The sequence below is a fragment of the Coleofasciculus sp. E1-EBD-02 genome, from assembly GCF_040218245.1.
GTDB lineage: Bacteria > Cyanobacteriota > Cyanobacteriia > Cyanobacteriales > Coleofasciculaceae > Coleofasciculus.
Genome location: NZ_JAVJQN010000050.1, coordinates 44,366 through 64,366, shown reverse-complemented (window position 1 = coordinate 64,366; position 20,001 = coordinate 44,366). Strand labels below are relative to the sequence as shown.

Genomic DNA, 20,001 nt, shown 5'->3' with positions numbered 1-20,001 from the left:
TACAGCTATAAACCTGTTCACTGATTGCTTAACTGAATCCGATAGAGCATGATGCTGGCGTTCACATCAAGGTGTCATGACCCGTCTAACGTAGACTGCGGTGAGTCTTGGTCTGCACGTTCCGACTATGTAGAGATATGCCTAGATCTGCATAGTTCTGTATAGGTTTTTCGCGACTATCCGCCTATCGAGAATGATGCATTCTCAAATTCGCCGGAAATGACGAAAATCTCCCCAATCAGTATTAGCCTGCTCGATTCTATTGAATTTGAGGACTATTAAGTAGGTGGGGACAATTAAAGTTAACGGTGGGGATCGTCATTCGTCATTCGTCATTCGTCATTTGTAAGGGTTTGAGGCTTGTTAACATAACTTAACATGGTTGAGTTTACTTCCATCAACCTACTTAACCTCAATGCAATGGTATTGATCTAACCTGGATTTGTTGTTGGTAAGCGTTGTGCCAGAAGCATTGAAGCCCTGGCTAAAAGCTAGTTATAGACATTCAGCAACATGATGCGAGCAAGCTTGTCATCGCGTTGTGACAAACCTGTCACAGATAGGGATTATGCTGATAGAGGAGTTGAGATTCCTTTCGATAATGAACGACACTGCCTTCCAAGTCACCTTGGGAGGCATTCCTATATCTATAAGATTACTTGATGATTAACATTCTACTATTTGATAGTAAATGTAAATTTTGGATTGTAGCCGTATCCCCAAAATAGAGACAACAACATCAAAAAAGCCTCCCACCATCGCAGGAGACTTTTTAACGTATCCAATTATTTCCCAATAACTGATTACAGTTTCGTCCCACAAACCGGACAGAACTGATTCGTGGTGGGATTCTGAGTCCCACAGTTACTGCAATCAACCACCTCAGCCACATGTTCTTGCTGACGGCGTTCTGGCAATCCGATCATTTGGGCATTACTCTTACCCGGTGCAACCATCGGATAACAATTCTCATTCTTGGTGACGCGGACATCCAACAACACCGGACCATCATACGCTAACATTTCGGCGATCGCGTCCTTGAGTTCGTCGCGATGCTTCACCACCATACCCTTGACCCCATAAGCTTGAGACAGAATCACAAAATCCGGCATTCCTATTTCCATATTCGAGGAGGAATACCGCTGTCCAAAAAACGCCTCTTGCCACTGGCGCACCATTCCTTGCCAGCCGTTGTTAATAATCACAGTCTTGACATTAATGCCATACTGTGCTAATGTTCCTAGCTCCTGAATATTCATTTGTACCGAAGCATCGCCCGCCACACAAACCACTTGCTGATCCGGTAGGGCAACCTTCACGCCCATAGCCGCAGGAACTCCATATCCCATTGTGCCTAAACCTGCGCTGGAAATCCAACGGCGCGGTCCCGTCTTCAGAAATTGCGCCGCCCACATCTGATGTTGACCTACATCCGTGGTGTAGTAAGCATCTGGGGCTTGCCGATCCAACTCCACAATCACCTCTTGCGGCGAAATCGTATCGGGATACTGGGGCGCTTCTAAGGGATACTCTTGACGCCAACGCTGAATTCGCTTCAGCCATGCCTGAGTTTGGTTCGGATTAGCCGGAATTTCCTGTTCCTCGTAGCGCCGTAATAACTTAGCCAGCACCTGCTGCACATCGCCGACAATTGGCACTTGGGGGGCGCGGTTTTTGCCCACTTCCGCCGGGTCAATATCGATATGAATCACCTTAGCATGGCAAGCAAACTGATCCAGCTTCCCGGTAACGCGATCGTCAAACCGCGCACCGACGGCAATCAGTAAATCACATTCACTCACGGCAAAATTAGCATAAGCCGTGCCATGCATCCCCAACATTCCCACCGACAACGGATGAGATTCATCAAACGCCCCTTTCCCCATCAGCGTTGTCGTGACCGGAATTTGGAACGTTTCTGCCAATTGCTTGACTTGCTCATGGGCATTCGCTGTAATCGCACCGCCGCCGACATACAGTAACGGTTGCTGCGACTCTCGGATCAGATGCAACGCCTGATTAATTTGCCGGGGATTTCCCTTCACCGTAGGACGATACCCCGTCAGCTTAACCATACCCGGATCGACAGGGGTGTAGTCAAATTCTTCTAGCCCCACATCCTTGGGAATATCAATTAACACTGGACCTGGACGACCAGTATTGGCAATGTGGAACGCTTCAGCCACAATCCACGCCATATCACGGGGATCACGCACCACATAAGAATGTTTAACAATCGGCAGGGTAATGCCAAAGATATCCGTTTCTTGGAACGCATCCGAACCAATCGCCGCCCGTGTCACCTGTCCGGTAACCACCACCAAGGGAATCGAATCCATGTGGGCGGTAGCAATCCCTGTAACTAAGTTTGTCGCCCCAGGACCCGATGTCGCAAAACAGACACCCACTTTTCCTGTTGCCCGGGCATATCCATCCGCCGCATGAGCCGCACCCTGTTCATGGCGAACCAAGAAATGCTGCATTTCTCCGCGCTCTTCCCACTGATACAGTTCATCGTAGATCGGCAAGATTGCACCACCGGGATAGCCAAAAATATGGTCAACCCCATGACGCTTCAGACTATCCATCAGGGCGTAAGCACCCGTGCGACGGGTAACGGTTTTTTGTTTGACTTCTTTTTTAGAGATACTTTGGTAACGCACCAGATACCCTCACTAAATGATTAACGGTTTTTCTAAGAGTTTTGTATATCCTGACAATAGGTTCACCAGACCTATGGTAGATCTTTAAATGAGCAAATAATCTATGAGTTTAAAACAAATCTGGGATCACTGTCTAGTTGTCATTCGTCATTCGTCATTTGTCATTTGTTATTCGTCCTTGGCTCCCCCAGCTCCCAGACGTGCCATGGCACGTCTCTACACTTCCCCAACTCCCCCTACTAATGGCTCGATTCAATCCCCCTCTGCCGTAACTGTTGCATGAAAAATTCCTCCAGAGAGGAACGTGCTAGGGTAATCTCGATTAATTGCGCTCCCATCAGGCGCAGACTGGCTATAAATTCTTGGGGTTCACCTTTGAGTTCACCGTACCAGCTATCTTCCTCGAATGCCAGTTCCTTAACCCAGCGTTGGAGAATGTCGATGTTACCGCCTTTCCCACGAACTTGGTAATGAGTCGCCACACCCAAAAGTTCATCCAGTGTGCCAACACAAATTAACTCTCCCTGTGCCAGAATCGCAATGCGATCGCAAATCTTCTCCACATCCGATAAAACGTGGCTATTGAAGAAAATGGTTTTACCTTGCTCCTTAAGTGAGAGAATAATTTCCCGGATCTGATAGCGTCCCATGGGATCGAGTCCCGACATCGGCTCATCCAGAAACACGACATCAGGGTCGTTGATCAGGGCTTGTGCCATACCGATGCGCTGTAGCATTCCCTTAGAATACTGTCGTAACTGCTTTTTTTTTGCCGCCGACTTCGATAATCCAACTAATTCCAGCAATTGGGGAATGCGTTGGCGTTGACGACTTTTAGGGATTTGAAACAACCCAGCGGTCAGTTGCAAGAATTCCCAACCTGTCAGATAGTCATAGAAATAGGGATTTTCTGGTAAATACCCGATTCGCTGCTTTACTCCGCGATCGCCAATGGGTTTTCCCATCAGCCAAGCCCGTCCAGAGGTAGGACGGACAATCCCCAGTAAAATTTTCAATAGCGTCGTTTTACCTGCTCCATTCGGACCAAGCAAACCAAATGTCTCTCCCGGTTCAACGGAAAGAGAGCAATTTGTCAGTGATTCAATTTTTTGATTCAGCCAAAAGCCAGTGCGATAGACTTTCCTTAGCTCAGAAGTCGCGACAACTGGACTCTGGTCAAGGGTCGTCAATGCCCCTGGCAAATCAGCAGTCGAATCCATTCGCTGTTAATTGAATTACATAATTGACAGTTCTATCGTTATAACTGTATCAGTATATTGCTGTTTCTGGTACACAGCGTAAGCATGAATTGAATGTTTTCTTCCCAGCTTCCCCTGCTTCCCCTGCTTCCTCTGCTCCCCCAGCTTCCCCTGCTCCCCCAGCTTCCTCTGCTTCCCCAGCTCCCCCAGCTCTCCCAGCTCCCCCAGCTTCCCCAGCTCCCCCAGCTCCCCCAGCTCTCCCCCGCGCCCTTATCGACGCATTGCCGTTGACTGACTCTGAGAATGTTGAGCAACTTGCTGGGCAACTTTGGGATCATACAGCCGTAAATAATTCCAATAGTTACCAAACACCTGCTTCACATAATCTCTAGTTTCATCAAAGGGAATGGATTCAACAAACTCATCCGGATCACCAGCACTGTCTTGTTGCAGCCATTTTGACAAATTCCCTTGACCCGCGTTGTAACTGGCGATCGCGAGTAAGGAGTTGTCGTTATAAGACTGGTGAACTTCTCGCAGAAACCAGGTTCCCAGTTTGATGTTATCGTCGGGATTTTCCAGGGAATAATCCTCCACGTCAATATTTTCTGCCGCCCATTCCCCGGTACTGGGCATCATTTGCATTAAACCCACAGCGCCAGCGCCGGAACGAATATCGGGTTCAAAGCGAGATTCTTGGCGAATCAGGGCAGTCACCAATAGAGGATTGAGTTCACGCTTTTGGGAATAGGTGGCGATCTTGTCTGAGAAAGGAAAGGGATAGAGCGCTTGCCAGTAGGTAAATTTTTCCCGTAAGTCTTGGTACTGCGCTTGTTCTTTGGGGGTCTCCCGATCTTCTAAGCTGGCAATGGTAGAAATGCCGCTCAAGTAATCTCCGATTGCCAACTGCACCAAGCCATCGGTAAACTGTTCAGCGACGGTGGGTTCGAGGCGATTTTGGAATTCGGCTTTCCAAAGTATCCAAGCATCTTCGTCTTGACCCAGTAAATAAAGTTCTTTGAGGGCGGCTGAACCCATCGGTAACAGGGGTCGGGTTTTCGGCAGAACCAGTTTCGGATCAAGTTGACGGACGGTTTTAAAGTCGCCCACATCCCAACCTAGCTGCACGGCAGAGCGCCACGCATAGTAAGACTGGGGGTGGTGGGTAATCACCTGCTCGAATGCGGCTTGGGCATCCTGTCGGCGTCCCAATTCCCTTGCCCATTTGCCTACCCAAAATCCAGCCTGACGTGCGATGAAACGATGGGGATTTTCGGTGGTAATCGGTTTTGCCCATTCCCATGCTGCCTCGACATTGCCGGATTCAGCGTGCGATCGCGCCACTTGCCAACGGTAGGCGGCGGCGGCGTCAGACTCACCATACTCATCAATCAATTGTTGGCGGGCTTCCTCGGCGGCTTGATAACTCCCTAGGCGTTCCAAGGTTTCCGCTTTGACCAAAAGGGCTTCTCCGGCGCGTTCCGGGAAGCGTTCAACAACTTCGTCTAGATAGGGAACTGACTCAATATCCGGTTGCAGTTGCGCCAGTTCAATCAGGGCGGCGGGTGTTTCCTCGGCGTCGGGAAAATCACTCACCATCTGTTCGTATGCCCGTTTAGCGTCCGCGTACTTCTGGGCAAATTTGAGGGCTCTTGCCACTAAATAGGCATTATTGGATGTTTCGGGAGCTTTGGCATAAGCGGCGCTGGCTTGACCATATTTTCGATCTCGCCAGTAGCCCACCGCGATCATTTGCCAATCCTCTGGTTTAATTAGAGGTTGATTATCGGAGTCAACCGCCCTACCGTAGTTTCCCACCAATTGGTCTAAGATCGGTGTCACATCTGGAGTGACTTCTGGGGTATCAAAGGCATATCGAGCCAATAGCAGCATCAACTCAGGCTGATCGGGATTCTCTTGGAGGCGCTGTCTTGCTAACTCCAGAATCAACGGATGAGATGGATAGTTAGCGACGGCTTTCTCCCAGTATTTGGGATCGTCAACAGGCGGTTCATAAACCTGCTGGATTTTCTCTTGCCAACTCGGATTGGCGGACAATGATTTGATCTCGTCTTCCTGATACTGAGACTCCTGGGAGAAAAGAGCATGAAGCGCATAAGCCGCCACGGGCTGATCCGCGTAACGTTGCAGCAGGTTTTGCCATTCCGTTAGGGCTTTGGTTTTCTCACCAATCTGTTCGTAAGCTTGGGCGCGTTTAACCGCGATATAGCCACCCAGGACAGGATAGTCCAACTCCAATCCCTCTAACCAAGGCAGCGCCTCCTTGCCCTTGTCTTGTGCAATTAAATCCGCTGCCAAAAGATAACGCGCACGAGACTTATCAATGGAATTTTTTCCTTGCGCGATCGCCTCAAGTTTGGCTTTTCGCTGGTTCGCTGGTAAAGACGCGAGTCGCAAAACCGCCGTGTCGCTCTGTTTTTCTGGGTTAAAGGAATTATGCTGCACAAATGGCAGCCGGATGGTCAATTGACCCAGCCCCCTGGTATACTTACCACCTATCAGCGTTCCTCCCCAAATTAGACCTGCGAGTCCGACTCCAGCGACTAGAGCGATTTGTCGTCTTCGTTGTCTACGCCTTGAACGGCTGTGGGGGGCGAAAATCTCGCGTCTTTTATTCATAGAACCTCCTGGTGACGCACATCTATCTTAGATCCGGTTAAACTCATCCCCCGCCAAACTAGGGGGATTTCCGATTCAGGGTTCATGGCTAATCCACAATTAACGATGATTCTGAACTCGGCGGTAAGTGGTTTTCCCTCCCTCTAAAAGAAGGTGGGCTTCCCGCCGCTTTTGGTAAAGATCGGCAGAACACGATGGCATTGCCCAGTTTGATTGTACGTTTATCTCTGGTTAAGGTGGGAAAGTTTCCCGAACCGTTTCTGGATAAGGGTTAGCGTTTCGGTCGTTTTTTCAGACCCAATCGTCGAACGATATACTGACGCTGCACCCGATCAAATTTGGTTTTCCTTGTGATCTTCCATTCTTCAATATAAGCGCCCACCAGACAAGCCCCAATTAGATCAGTACTATCTAAATTGGTGTTTTTTAGCGTCGCCCCCTTTAGGTTAGCCGACTGCAAATTGGCGTGGCTGAGATCGCTATTGATAAAACTCGCCGCGACTAAATTAGCCCCCCGCAGATTCGTTTCCGGTAAGCGAAGATTGTCGAAGTTTTCCTCTTGTCCTTCACCCGTAACCACTAATTGCCGAATTTTGGGGTGATCCAAATAGGTTGTTCCCACACGGGACAGTTCAAGTTTTTTGGCTTGAAACCAGCAAGTGCGCGTCACCTTGGCTTGTCTAAAATTGGTGCTTTTGAGCAGGGCTTGGGTGAAATCCGCGTCCGTTAAATCGGCACCCTGAAAATTTGTTCCCCCAATCGCAGCAAAGGCAACCGCAACCCGACGAATGAAGCCGTAGTTTTTATCCCCGATTAAGGCTCGCCAGCTTACATAAGCAGAAAGTCCAGCCACACCCACCGCCACAATCACCGCCACTGTTGCGGCACTGGTTGCTGCTACCACGGATGCCCCAGCCGTAACGACAACCACTGAACCGGCGGCGGCGACGACACCAGCTCCGGCGGCGACGATGGCGACAGCACTAGCAGCAGCGATAGCTCCAGCGGCGGCTCCGGCTGCCACGACTGCCATGGCAATAGCAGCAGCGACGGCGAAAGCACTGGCAGCGACTAAAGTTACCGCTACCGCTGTGGCTCCTGTCAGAACTGCCACCATTGCCGCTACCACAATTGCCACAACCCAAACCCCTAACGCCATAATCAGCCCTTGGCGGATCGTCAGGCTGACAAAAACGCCCAAAGCGATTAAAATAAACGCACCCGCTAAGATTTCGATCAGGTTCTGACTAATCAGCGCCGCTCCGGTGATCACACCCGCCAAGGCGGAAACAAAACCCGATAGCGTGGATAGAAATAAAGCAACCAGCAATAAAATCATTGCCCAGTGTTGCTGTAATCCCGCTTGGCAATAGCTAAAATTTGCCCCCGTTAGGATAGCATTGCTAAAATCTGCGCCTCGTATGTCAGCGTGGCTAAAATTAGCACCTGCCAAGTCAGTTCTGCCTCGAAACGAGCGACCTTGCAAATTTTGACCGGAGTAGTCCTGAGCCATCATAACCTCCGAGTGGATGGGGCAACCATAAGACAACGGGCGTTGGTGGAATAGAAATTTGCATTCAGCAAGGTTTCGACTTGACCAACTCTTATGCTGTAGAATAAAACATTTAGTGGAACAATTGAACGAGAATAGCGGCGGCTTATGCTTTTAGATTAGCCGTAATATGGTATCACTCACAATGTTTCCTATTCTCTATTTCCTGTTTTTTGTTCCCCGTTTTTCCTAATCAGCAATTTCTAATCACCAGTCACCATTTATCAATGAATCGTTCAAAAATTGTGGCAATTATTACTGGAGCCATTTCCATACTTCTGGCACTGGCATACCTTCTCTTGGTTCAGCTTTTGGACTTTCGCGGAGAAATGATTCCCGCCCCGGTAAGTCAGTTACCACAGGGCGTTCAAGTGATAAATGGTGAATTGTAAATAATGAATTTTATGTTCCCCGTTTCCTGTTCTGCGACAAATGACAAATGACAAATGACAAATGAGCTTAATGTTCCCAGTCGTCCTGTTGAGAATCTCTTAAATCTTTCACCTCGGAAGCATCTCTCAGGGGCATAACCACTCGTGCGATCGCGTCCTGAATAAATACTTTCATAAATTCATCCTTACGGTTTAGCTGAAATTGCTGCTCCACCACTTCTGTCATTCCCCCATCGCCCCAGTCTTGGTCATGACGGAAGTATTCAATAAAACTCTTCCCAGCAATTCGGATTAAATACGCCGCCGTTACCCCTTGAATCGCTTTGCCAACTAAATAGGTAGCGATGTGAAATTGTAGCGCCCTTGATAGAAGTTGCATCGCCCCTTGAACAATTCCCAAACTGGCTAAGGTTTTTCCCAGAGACAGCGCTAATTCTCTCCCCCGTTCCATATTCAAATCACAGCCATAAATTCGACCAATTTCCACCACCATCTGGGCGTTAACCGCCGCCGTTGCTAATAAATCGACGACAGGTAACGGCGTAACCGCAATCACCCCAGCACCAATCCACTGAAACCGTTCCACCACTTTCTCCGCCTGTCGCCGCCGTTGCTGATCAATCAGACGACGGGCGTCTTCGCCTAAACGCTGAGACTGGAGTAAGATATTATCCGCAATTAAATCTTGCCCTTCAGCCCGTAGCACCGCCGCCAGACGGCGGATTAAGGGGATGATATCAGGGTCAGGTTGGAAGTCTTCCCCATTTTCTAATCGTACAGGTTGGGGATTGGCGGCAATGGCTACCACATCCGATGCAGCAATAAAGCCGCGTACCTGCTGGCGTAACCGGGCTAGAATCGTTTCTTTATCCGTATCGGTATAGAGATCGGTTTTATTCAGCACCAACAGCGATCGCTTACCAATATCCGCGAGACGACGTAACGGTTCATATTCTGACTGTCGCAAGTCATTATCCACCACAAACAATAATAAATCGGCTTCCGTGGCAAGTTGTCGCGCCAGTTGTTCCCGTTGAGTACCCACCACCCCCGCCTCTAAAATCCCTGGTGTATCGGTAATCAAAATCTGCCGTTCTATTCCCTTCAACGTTAACGTATACGTTTGTCCCTGATCTGTGGTTCCCATCGGTGCGCCCACTTGACCCACCATCTGCCCAATGAGAGCATTAATCAGAGAGGTTTTCCCCGATGAACCCGTACCAAAGATGACAACCAACAGTTCCCCACGGGCTAACGTCGCCTCAATCTCACGCGATCGACTCAACAGGGCTTGCTGGGCTACCTCATCTTGAATGTTCTGCACCTGCTGTCGCACCGCTTTTAGCGTTTCAGAAGCCGCTTCCGTTTTTTCCTGTGGCACTTTTGGCGTTGGGCGGCGTCGGCGAGAGGATTTGGGGCGGCTGAATGTCCAAACGTAATAAACAAACGTGGCAATTAACAGGATAAGTAGGACAATTAGCAATAAAACCAGCAAATTTGCCAGTAGAGGCGAATTTAACGACCAATAGAGTCGATTAATCGAGTCAATCAGCCACAGGATTAGCCCCAGAATAATACTGAGACCGATAATTAGCGTCAGTAGGCGGGGTAGGGGCATAATGGTTTCAGAAGGCTCCAGGGCAGAGGGTAGAAGGCAAAAGAGTGATAACTATAGTTTAGCGATGGGCGGAGAGTATCAATGAGAGCTGGCAGCACGAGTAATAGAAACCACGTTACCGTGTGGTGAGGCAAGAGTAACGAATTATACTTAATGGATAATGCTTATCATTAGAGACACTCTTTACAGCCCAAAAAACGATGAGTTTATTCAACCAAATTCTCGGTGCGATTAATAACCCCTCTCAGGAAGCCAGTTCTGGTCAATTAGCTGGCATCCTCAGTACCGTGCAAAACCTCAGCCAAAGTGCCAATGCTGACCCCTCCACGATTCAATCCGTTTTATCTATCGTTGGCAAATATGCCCGTCCCGCGTTGCAACAAAAGCGAGAAGCGGAAGGAGAACAGGAGACACAATCCTTTATTAACCAATTCAGTGGTACAGGTGCTAACAATCAAGCGGTCAATTTACTCTTTAATACACCACAAATCCAACAGTTAGTCGAGGAAGCCGAACAACGGACAGGACTCAATGCTGCTACCATTCAATCCCTGTTACCCATGTTGGTTCCCTTAGTGCTGAATTTACTCAAAACGGGAACAAATAACCAAAATCCTGAAGGCTCGAATCCAGTGCTGAACTCATTCCTCGATACAGATGGTGACGGCGATGTGGATATTGCTGATGCGATGCAAATGGCGTCTCGTTATTTGAATCCTTAGCTTGTATGTAGGGGTCTTCCGTACATCTGGCGCTATTTTAGGCGAGTCTAGTCTGCACGTTAGACTTAGGATTTGTTATCGGCTTGTTTGTGGCATTAACCCTTAGAGATTAAGCTTTATAGCACTACGCACACACGTTAGGACAAAAGAAGAAAAATTTAAATCGCTTGACCCTGAATTTCGACAGGCTCAATTGCCGCGAAGCGACGCCCTGAGTGTGCCGAAGGGTCGAAGGGTCAATCCCTTGATGAGTCAGTGTTTTTCTTCACTATTGCCCATTGCCTATTGCCCATTGCCTAGCGCGTAGCGCTATAAAGCCAACTGCAAAAAGTAGAGACGTTGCATGCAACATCTCTACTCTAGTTTTAATTCAGTTGGAATGCCATCAGCCCTTAACGAGTTGCCAATCCAACTTCTGTCGCTGAACGGTACAACATCGAAAGCTGACGGTTTTTGAGGACTCGTTGCTGCTTGCTCATCCGAGAACGAGCTTTCTCTTGACTGGACACTAAAGTGGGTGCTTTTTCTGACGCAACACCATTATTAGCAACAGTCCCCGGTGTTTGATAACGAACGCCGCGATACTGCAGGTTGACTCGTGGTTGTAACACTGGCGGATTTTTCAAATTGCGGAATCGCCAGTCCCAACCCCGGTACTTACCACCAGCCTTTGATTCGACAGTTTCTACCGTAGGGGCATTGTATTCGTATTTGCTACCGCGATAAGTAAGTTTCATGGTATTCGCCTCGTAATGTAACTGTAGTGAGATGAGGCGCGTTCCTTCGGGAGTTGTCCCTACTTCCGTCTCCCTAATCATCCTTCACGGCTAATTGCTAACTGACTGATGTCTAGAGAGATGAACGATTCATTTGTTCTGTATCTATTTTTACGGTTTTTCCAGAAATTGTCAACCTTTTAACAAAACTTTACCTTTGGAGGGTTTTCTGGGGCGATTGTCTAACATCACAATTTCCAGTGTCAGACGTTAAGGTGATTAGTATGAGTGATCAAAGTAAAGGGTTCAAGGTTGTTGCCGATAATCGGCAAGCACGCTTCCGCTATGAGATTTTAGAGACTTACGAAGCGGGCATAGAATTAAAAGGGACAGAAGTTAAGTCCATTCGCGAGGGTCGGGTCAATTTGCGAGATGGGTACGCCCTGGTTCGCAATGGTGAGGCTTGGCTGTTGAACGTACATGTCTCGCCGTACCAAAGTAGCAGCCTCTACTTCAATCACGATCCAGTTCGCACCCGTAAACTGTTGCTGCACAAGCAGGAAATCAGCAAACTCGTTGGCAAGGTAGAACAACAGGGGTTAACGCTGGTGCCGTTGAAAATGTATTTAAAGCGAGGCTTAGTGAAAGTGAGTCTGGGTCTGTGTAAGGGTAAAAAATTGCACGACAAGCGTGAGACCATTAAGCGGCGTCAGGATGAGCGGGAAATGGCGCGAGTCGTTCAGCGTTATTAAATACCCACCGATCAAAATTATCTCTCTGCTTCCCCACAAGGGCGGGTTTAGTTAAGTTGTCGGACATCGACAGAACGTTATCGGTAAAACCCGCCCCTACAAAAAGGAAAATATTTCATAGCCTGATAATTGGGTAGGATTACCACGTCACTCGCCCATCTAACTGCTGGAGTAGATGAGGTCCGACACCTGAAACCTGGTCAAGGTCAGCTAATGACGTGAATGGCTTTTGCGATCGCGCGGTAATAATTCGCTCAGCCAGTTTGGGTCCGATTCCGGGTAGCGTTTCCAGTTCTTCCTGGGTGGCGGTGTTGAGGTTGACTATCCCCCTAAAACTTGGGGCGTTCGGATCATTTGCCTGAGTAATCTGGGGACAGGATTGCTGCTGGTTCTGAATACTGCGCTGCACCGCCACCGGAACCCCCAGTATGGCATTCGTGTAGAGGCGTTCAAATTCACGTTCAAAATGAGCGGCGACTAAAGGACTATTAATCACCAACAATGTCTCGTCGTTTTGAGTATTGGCTGAGGCTGACCAATTATGAGACCCTGTAATTACCAATTTTCCATCTACCACCCCAAACTTATGATGTAACAGATCGCCGGATGGGAGTTTGGGAACACCGACTGTGGCGATCGGATTTTGCCAAGGGCGATTACGGGCTTCATAGCGACATTGATTACTCAGCGCCACACCTAATAAATCCAGTCCTTCGCTATAGTAGCGATAGGCAAAACTGGGGTCGATTAACGCCTGAACTTGGACACCCTGTTCATGGGCAGTTTGTAACTGATCTGCTAGTCGCTGTTCGGAAAAGACAAATAATGCCAGTTCAATGGTTTGGGTAGCGCTTTGCAGGATTTGATCAATGAAACCATTACTGCTTTGACTCCAGGGTTGAGTCGGTGACGTAGGCGAAAACCTTACCACCAGAGTGGTATCTCCGAGTGTCACCTGTTGGGGAGGGCGTTGTGACTTTTTGAGACCAAACCGACTGTCGGGTGCGCCACCGGGTCCATCTCCCCACATCTGGTTAAATTCTTCCGTAAAGGAATTGGCTAATTCCACACTCTCAATTTTAAGGAGATTGTTGGCATTACCCCGACTATCCGGTGCTTGAAAGTCGCCATGAATATCACTGGTAGTAAAGTTAGCGGATGTCACCATAACCGTATATCCATCCACAACGACGAACTTATGGTGCATTAAGCCGCTACCTTTAGAGCCATCGGCTGTATCGTCTAGGATAGGAACGCCAGCATTTCGTAAAATAACTAGAGCATCTCGCTGATTAATTTCAGTGGGAGTCAGCTTGCCATCGTTATTACGGTCAATTAACCGTAAATTCTCTTGGGCGCGATCGCGTTCCCGAGGCGGAAGATTAGCGATATCTTGAGCTGAGATTTCACTCCAAGGGCGGTTGTAGGTATTTTCTACGATAACCCTGACCCTAACCCCTGCTTGATGTCGTTTGACCAAGGCTTGAGCAATTTGCGGCAAGCGTAACTCTTGGACAGCAACATCGACCGTGGATTGAGCCGTCGCGATCGCTTGGATAATAATCTGCTCTAAATTATCGCCCGGTCGAGTCACTAAGCGATAGGGTTCCTTGTAGGTTGTCGAGGGGGAATGGTTAAAGTAGACCTGAACAAAGGGATCTTGCGGTAAAGGAGGTGGACGGTGAACTTGAACTGGAGGAGGTTGACAAGCGGACAGAGTTAGTACAATAAACCAGATGATACCTTGATGCCAGTATGATTGTGTCATTGAATCTCGATTAGATTCATTTATTGCTTTGATTATTTTTTATCATCTACGGGGACACAAACCTAGTAGGCTGCCAATGGAAATTGATCGATTGAGACAAGCCGGAGAAGCTAGGAAAGTATAAGATACAGGGGACTCTGAGGCATTTGGTTAAAACGGCTGATCGGTGTTTTTCTGATTCAGTTGGAAATAAGGCTCAAGGATTTGTCCCTATTGAACTAACATAAAAATACAATGGACAACTTCAATCACGTTTTCCACAACCTGAATGGGGGAAATCACTATCAAGAAGACAACATGGTCACGTCTAGGGTTTGAACCCATACCACCGTTCTATGTCGAGACGAAAAAAGACATTTCCGTGCGGTCATAAGGGGTATGGTCAAACCTGCCACCGATGTGAGCAAGAAAACAAGGCACGGGAAGCTAAAAAGCAACAAAAGCAAGAATGGGAGTCTACGTTTGACAACGATCCCATTGACTTAAAGGATTTGCCCACCCATGTCGTGGTCAAAGCCCGTGTGATTATTGCCGGATTGGAAGAACAAAAGAACTACCGAGAGTTTGGCGGTAAGCGACTACGCCACAATCGCTGGATTGTCAGTATCCCGGTTACCCGTAACTACCGGATGATTTGTCATGATTACGGGAGTTTGTTAGTTCCCTACGCTGTCTTGTCCCACGAGGACTACAATGTGGATAAACCCGGCGAGTAGAGGGATCTGGGGGAGATGAGGGAGATGAGGAAGTTAACTCAAAACTCTACCTTACCTGTTCCCTATGACACACCGAGCGAAGTCGAGGTGTTCCCTGTTCCCTATTCCCTGTTCCCTGACAAATGACAAATGACGAAAGACAAATGACACTATAACTATGCAAATCTATCTCGATTACAGCGCCACGACACCCCCCCGCCCAGAAGCGATCGCGGCGATGCAAGGGGTATTGACTCAGCAGTGGGGTAATCCCTCTAGCTTACATGAGTGGGGACAACGGTCTGCCACTGTCGTGGAACAGTCGAGAATGCAAGTGGCTGGCTTAATTAATGCGCCAGCCGATGGGTTGATTTTTACCTCAGGTGGTACAGAGGCAGATAATTTAGCCATTATGGGGATTGCTCAAAACTACAAGACACCCCAGCATATTGTAATTTCTAGCGTGGAACATTCCGCGATCGCTCAACCTGTGCGTTGGTTGGAAACCTGGGGCTGGCAAGTGACTCGATTGTCGGTGGATAGTGAGGGGCGAGTCAATCCCCGTGATTTGGAAGACGCCCTACAACCGAATACAGTATTAGTATCCGTCATCTATGGTCAAAGTGAAGTGGGAACGTTACAACCCATTGAAGCACTGGGGCAAATTGCCCAGGATCATGGGGTACTGTTCCATACCGATGCGGTACAAGTAGCTGGACGATTGCCCATTGATGTACGACAGTTACCTGTGGATTTGCTGTCAATCTCAAGTCACAAGATTTATGGACCCCAAGGAGTAGGGGCGCTGTATGTACGTCCCGGCGTTGAATTGGTATCTCTATTGTGGGGTGGGGGACAGGAAATGCAACAGCGTTCAGGGACACAGGCTGTTCCCGCGATCGCAGGATTTGGTATCGCCGCCGAATTAGCAACAGCCGAACTAGCAACGGAAACACCTCGGTTAATTCAGTTACGCGATCGCTTGTTTAATCAACTTAGCAACATTCCTTACTTAAAACCCACAGGTTCGCTGCAACACCGCTTACCTCATCATGTTAGTTTTTGCCTAACCAATATCCCAGCATCTCAATTGGAGGGAGTAACAGGCAAAACGATGGTGCGTCAGCTTAATCTGGCAGGGATTGGCATTAGTGCGGGTTCTGCCTGTGATAGTGGCAAACTAAATCCCAGTCCGATTTTATCGGCAATGGGCTACTCTGAATCAGAGGCATTGAGGGGCATTCGCCTGACGTTGGGGCGACAAACCACAGAAGCCGATGTGGATTGGACGGTGATGGTACTCAAGCAGATTCTAGCCCGGTTATTGCCAAAACCCGTACTATTAAACGTTTGACAATCCGGTTGTGATACCAAATCCGGGGAACGCTACCCCCGTTATAACCCAGTCCGCGCAGGCGAACGAAAGTTTGTGTAGCAGCGATTTCAATCGCCTCCTCTTGCAGGGGGTAATAAAGGCTGGGGAGTGTCAACCCTTCCCTACTGCTGATATAATTTGTTATGCTAAACGAAGTTGCTGGTGTAGCTCAGTGGTAGAGCAGCTGATTTGTAATCAGCCGGTCGCAAGTTCAAATCTTGTCACCAGCTTAGTGTCACTCCTAGGTGCGGATAGGTCAATTACAGGACGGTGGGCAAGTATGTTCATCATGCTTTCCCGGCTTGCCCTCCTGGTACGTGAAAAGCTGATTCAACCTGACCCAAAATTTCGTGGTAAAATGGATATCTATACTAAACAGACCACAATACTGATCGGTCAAAAGTATTCAGATCAATAGGCGAGGAGCCTCACGTCATAATTTTCAATTTGACGTGATCCGAATCGCCATAATATACTTGTGTACAAGGGTTAATTAATTCAAAGCTAACCCATTGCCCCAAGTAAATTGAACCAAGACAACCTAGGATATAGGGTTCTATCTAGAAAAAGACTTTAACTGTAGGTAGGTAAAATCCTAGCAGTACAAAGGAGCTGCTATGTATTGCTTGAAGTGGGGTTGGGCGTCGCCTCACTATAAAACGCGAATCTCCTTTTGGAGAGGAGAAGCCTACAGTTTAGCCCTGAGCGTAGTCGAAGTAGCCCTGAGCGTAGTCGAAGGGCTAACCTTTGATTGACTGTAGGAGTACGTCACTAGAGTTTCAGATCCTGTTTTTTAGATAAAAGTAAGTAAACTATAGATGGATATCAAACTGATTTTAGTGGTCTTAACCATTCTTTTTACCGTATCCGCTCTGATTTTTGGCACTAAGAACGGGTTCTACGATTCAGATAACTATCACGGCAACGGTTCAGCCCACTAATCTGGGATAAGCTAGTCCAGATTACGACATCATATTGAGCAGTAGCCTGCTGCTCATATATCGTCTGTTTGTATACCGTCAATACACTCGTTGATAGAATCAGGTTTTCTAGACAGTTAACCGAAAATATTAGGCTAAAAATGCTGAGGAATAAGGTTTAGAAGCATTGTCGATGTATAGGGTTCTTCAAGTGAGTTGGTTGTCAATCAACTGGCAAAGCGCAGAACCGTCTTCTCAAAGTTCATGAGCAATCAACGCCCAGTGACATCCTCAGCAGAGGATGATCAATTAGCCTGTTTTGCCTATGGTGTTGGTCATGGTGCAGAGGGAGTTTGTTTGTTGGTGCAAATGGGACCCCACCGCATCCTAATCGATTGTGGGTTAGAAAACATTTCGCCTCTAAAAGCTCAAGCTAATTTGCCGGCGGATGTGGTTTTATGTAGCCACGCCCATAGCGATCATGCCCAGGGGTTGCTAGCACTACACCAAGCATTTCCGCAATTACCAATTTACGCCAGTGAAGTCACAACTCAACTATTACCCCTAAACTGGACGCATTTACCTCCAAAGGAAATTCCCGGATTCTGTCAAGCGCTTCCTTGGCGATCGCCAATTGAATTCCGAGAAGGATTAAGCGTGCAATTGTTTCCCGCAGGACATCTACCGGGAGCTGCTGCATTTTTATTAACCTATACAAGTCCAAATCGCACGTATCAACTCCTGTATACGGGTGACTTCTTTATCTCAAATTCGCGGTTGGTTGAAGGGTTGTCAATTGAAGCCTTACGAGGTACAAACCTAGATGTCTTGATTATTGAAGGAAGTTATGGGACGGCGCGACACCCCCATCGACGGCAACAAGAGAATCAACTCGTCGAACGGATTGATCAAGCACTGGCGGAGAATCGCTCTATTTTGCTACCAGTACCCACCTTGGGTTTGGGTCAAGAAATCTTGATGCTGCTACGGAGTCATCACCAGTTTACTGGACGCAATCTGGATATTTGGGTGGATGGTACGGTTGCCAAGGGATGCGATGCCTACTTAGAACTCCTACCTCATCTCCCACCATCGGTACAAAACTTTGCTCGCCATCAACCCTTGTTTTGGGATGAACGGGTGAAACCGCGTGTGCGTCGCTTAGATGAGCAGCAACGAAGTGCGATCGCTCAAAACACCAGCATTGTTCTGACTGACGAAACGGCTGACTTGAGGGTTTACTGTCATTCTAACCCCACATCTTGGACAGTGCTGCAACCCGAACGCCTGAGATATCCGCCTCCAACCCCTGACTTGAACATTACAGATGTAGAAACGTATCGGTTAACTGAGCATAGTGATTGTTTAGGAACCACTCAGTTAATCCATAATCTTCGTCCTCAACATATTATTTTTGTTCATGGCTCTCCTACATACCTAGCTGACTTAGCTGGATTGGAAGAGTTACAAAATCGCTATCATCTCCATACCCCATCAGCAGGAACTCTAATTGAACTGCCAATTGGAGAAACATTTATCCAACCCGCACCACCACCAGAAACCAATTACGAAGGAGAGCTAACCGAGTTTGGTACGGTGGTTACTATCACGTTACCAGAGGCAATTGCGGCTGACCCGCGCTGGCAAGATTTTGCGGATACCGGTTTAGTGGAAGCTCGTTGGCAAGGAGAGGAACTGGTGTTACGCGGCTTGTCCCAACGGGAACTGCTTAATCAGAGCAGTTCGGTGAAAATGCCTGCTAATATTGAGTGTTGTGCCAACTGTCGCCATCAACGGGGTCAGCGCTGCTGGAATTCTGCCTCTCCCCTCTACTCCTTTAAAGTGACACCGGAAGGATATTGTCCAGTGTTTGAGCCGATCGCACCTCCCCCAGAAACTTAGTTAGGTTTTGCTGAATAAGTCTTGTGATGGGGTAGGGAGCAGGGGAAGCTGGCTATTGCCTATTGCCTAGCGCTATAACTTATGGTGACAACTTTGTCGGGGCGGGTTTATTCATATCTGGGTGCAACCCTGAATGAGAGTAGTAAAACCCGCCCCTAGATTAAATACGCCCTTCTAGAGGAGCAGAGGAGCGGGGGGTAAACAAAGGACCAATGACCAATGACCAATGACCAATGACCAATGACCAATGACCAATGACGCCTAATTTTTTACTCTTGATTCGATTCAGGGAAGCGCGGGTGAATTTGTTCCGCTTCTGGACAATCGTCAGACACGAGCGGGTCAAAATTTCCTCGTGTCACAGAAGCCAGTTTTTGAGTAACTGAACCGATGCTTTCTAAGCGAACCATTTCCTCCCAGGAGCAAATTTCGTCTTCTTCGTCAGTTTCGTAGCGAATGGTGACTAAATCCCCTTCAATATCAACAATATGAGCGCGTTCAATCCAACGTTGCTGATCCCGCAAGAAAATACAGACCTCACGACCATCGCAACACAGTTGATAAATCTTGCGGTGTAGCATATTTGGCTTCTCCTAAGCAGATAACTCTTCCAATACGTCTGGGAGCAAGTCGCCCCGGTCTTTAGGATAATTCAGGGACAGTTTTTATCCAAGCTTAACTTCGGATAAGGTGACTCAGTTTTCCCTCGTCAACGACGATATCCCTACTATTGTTTTACTTCTCGGTCAATGCTTAAAAGTTTAGCTGGCATTTCACCGGAATTTTAATCATCAATTCAGGATGTTTTTCACTAGACAGAAAAAACCTTGAGATCTTCAATGGAATTGGGACAACATTGGCTATAATTTGGCTCAAGGTAAAGGTGGAGAGCAATTTCACCTGTGAGCAAATAACTGATATTTGAGGGATTGGCATTGGTAAAAAGCCACACAAAGGAAAGAAAACCGTGTATTTCGCCATTGAGACTAGCGCACTTTAATCCAGGTTATACATCCTGGCTGATAGGTACTACGTAGGTGTGTGAACTACCTACACCAAGCTAACGCTATGGTGTAGGCTTCGCGTC

At 47.9% G+C, this 20,001-nt stretch carries 14 protein-coding genes, 1 tRNA gene and 1 riboswitch; of the genes, 7 read left to right on the top strand and 8 right to left on the bottom strand.

The features are described from left to right. Positions 1-803: 803 nt before the first annotated feature. From ilvB to RIC07_RS09025, 4 genes are all read right to left on the bottom strand, one after another. Positions 804-2,663, bottom strand: a complete 1,860-nt coding sequence (ilvB, locus tag RIC07_RS09040) for a biosynthetic-type acetolactate synthase large subunit (protein WP_446394220.1) — start codon at positions 2,661-2,663, stop codon at positions 804-806. A 239-nt stretch (positions 2,664-2,902) separates the two neighbouring features. Continuing rightward, complete coding sequence (locus tag RIC07_RS09035) at positions 2,903-3,883, bottom strand: ABC transporter ATP-binding protein (RefSeq protein ID WP_446394219.1); 981 nt, start codon at positions 3,881-3,883, stop codon at positions 2,903-2,905. Between the two features lie 249 nt (positions 3,884-4,132). Then, the gene (locus RIC07_RS09030) at positions 4,133-6,502 is read right to left on the bottom strand and encodes a transglycosylase SLT domain-containing protein (RefSeq protein ID WP_446394218.1); all 2,370 of its coding nucleotides are present in this window, start codon (positions 6,500-6,502) and stop codon (positions 4,133-4,135) included. A 271-nt stretch (positions 6,503-6,773) separates the two neighbouring features. Beyond that, on the bottom strand, positions 6,774-8,015 hold the full coding sequence (locus RIC07_RS09025; protein WP_446394217.1) for a pentapeptide repeat-containing protein: 1,242 nt from the start codon (positions 8,013-8,015) through the stop codon (positions 6,774-6,776). A 266-nt stretch (positions 8,016-8,281) separates the two neighbouring features. Between RIC07_RS09025 and RIC07_RS09020 the strand changes: the two genes are divergently transcribed. Next, positions 8,282-8,446 (top strand): hypothetical protein, encoded by a 165-nt coding sequence (locus RIC07_RS09020; protein ID WP_446383158.1) that lies wholly within the window; start codon positions 8,282-8,284, stop codon positions 8,444-8,446. Positions 8,447-8,513: 67 nt separating this feature from the next. Here the strand turns inward: RIC07_RS09020 and RIC07_RS09015 are convergent, their stop codons facing one another. After that, on the bottom strand, positions 8,514-10,064 hold the full coding sequence (locus RIC07_RS09015; protein ID WP_446394216.1) for a YcjF family protein: 1,551 nt from the start codon (positions 10,062-10,064) through the stop codon (positions 8,514-8,516). A 200-nt stretch (positions 10,065-10,264) separates the two neighbouring features. Between RIC07_RS09015 and RIC07_RS09010 the strand changes: the two genes are divergently transcribed. Further along, a complete protein-coding gene (locus RIC07_RS09010) occupies positions 10,265-10,786 on the top strand; it encodes a DUF937 domain-containing protein (RefSeq protein WP_006101236.1) in 522 nt (173 codons plus the stop codon). A gap of 392 nt (positions 10,787-11,178) precedes the next feature. On the opposite strand, the gene RIC07_RS09005 is transcribed toward RIC07_RS09010, so the two are convergent. After that, a complete protein-coding gene (locus RIC07_RS09005; protein ID WP_446394215.1) occupies positions 11,179-11,523 on the bottom strand; it encodes a DUF4278 domain-containing protein in 345 nt (114 codons plus the stop codon). 35 nt (positions 11,524-11,558) lie between these two features. Continuing rightward, positions 11,559-11,652: riboswitch (Glutamine riboswitch) on the bottom strand. Positions 11,653-11,786: 134 nt separating this feature from the next. On the opposite strand from RIC07_RS09005, the gene smpB reads away from it, so the two are divergent. Next, positions 11,787-12,254 (top strand): SsrA-binding protein SmpB, encoded by a 468-nt coding sequence (gene smpB, locus RIC07_RS09000; protein ID WP_446383164.1) that lies wholly within the window; start codon positions 11,787-11,789, stop codon positions 12,252-12,254. A gap of 139 nt (positions 12,255-12,393) precedes the next feature. On the opposite strand, the gene RIC07_RS08995 is transcribed toward smpB, so the two are convergent. Further along, positions 12,394-14,022, bottom strand: a complete 1,629-nt coding sequence (locus tag RIC07_RS08995) for a phospholipase D-like domain-containing protein (RefSeq protein ID WP_446394214.1) — start codon at positions 14,020-14,022, stop codon at positions 12,394-12,396. A gap of 335 nt (positions 14,023-14,357) precedes the next feature. Between RIC07_RS08995 and RIC07_RS08990 the strand changes: the two genes are divergently transcribed. The 4 genes from RIC07_RS08990 to RIC07_RS08975 all read left to right on the top strand — a co-directional run bounded on the left by RIC07_RS08990 (position 14,358) and on the right by RIC07_RS08975 (position 18,914). Next, positions 14,358-14,738, top strand: coding sequence for a DUF7682 family zinc-binding protein (locus tag RIC07_RS08990; RefSeq protein ID WP_446344105.1), 381 nt, complete (start codon positions 14,358-14,360; stop codon positions 14,736-14,738). A 157-nt stretch (positions 14,739-14,895) separates the two neighbouring features. After that, positions 14,896-16,071, top strand: coding sequence for a cysteine desulfurase family protein (locus RIC07_RS08985; RefSeq protein WP_446394213.1), 1,176 nt, complete (start codon positions 14,896-14,898; stop codon positions 16,069-16,071). A gap of 179 nt (positions 16,072-16,250) precedes the next feature. Further along, a tRNA-Thr gene (locus RIC07_RS08980) sits at positions 16,251-16,322 on the top strand. Positions 16,323-17,276: 954 nt separating this feature from the next. Then, entirely contained in the window at positions 17,277-18,914 is a 1,638-nt protein-coding gene (locus RIC07_RS08975; protein ID WP_446394212.1) for an MBL fold metallo-hydrolase, read from the top strand. A 269-nt stretch (positions 18,915-19,183) separates the two neighbouring features. Here RIC07_RS08975 and RIC07_RS08970 read toward each other — a convergent pair whose 3' ends face one another. After that, on the bottom strand, positions 19,184-19,495 hold the full coding sequence (locus RIC07_RS08970; RefSeq protein WP_006103541.1) for a DUF6679 family protein: 312 nt from the start codon (positions 19,493-19,495) through the stop codon (positions 19,184-19,186). Between the last annotated feature and the right edge of the window lie 506 nt (positions 19,496-20,001).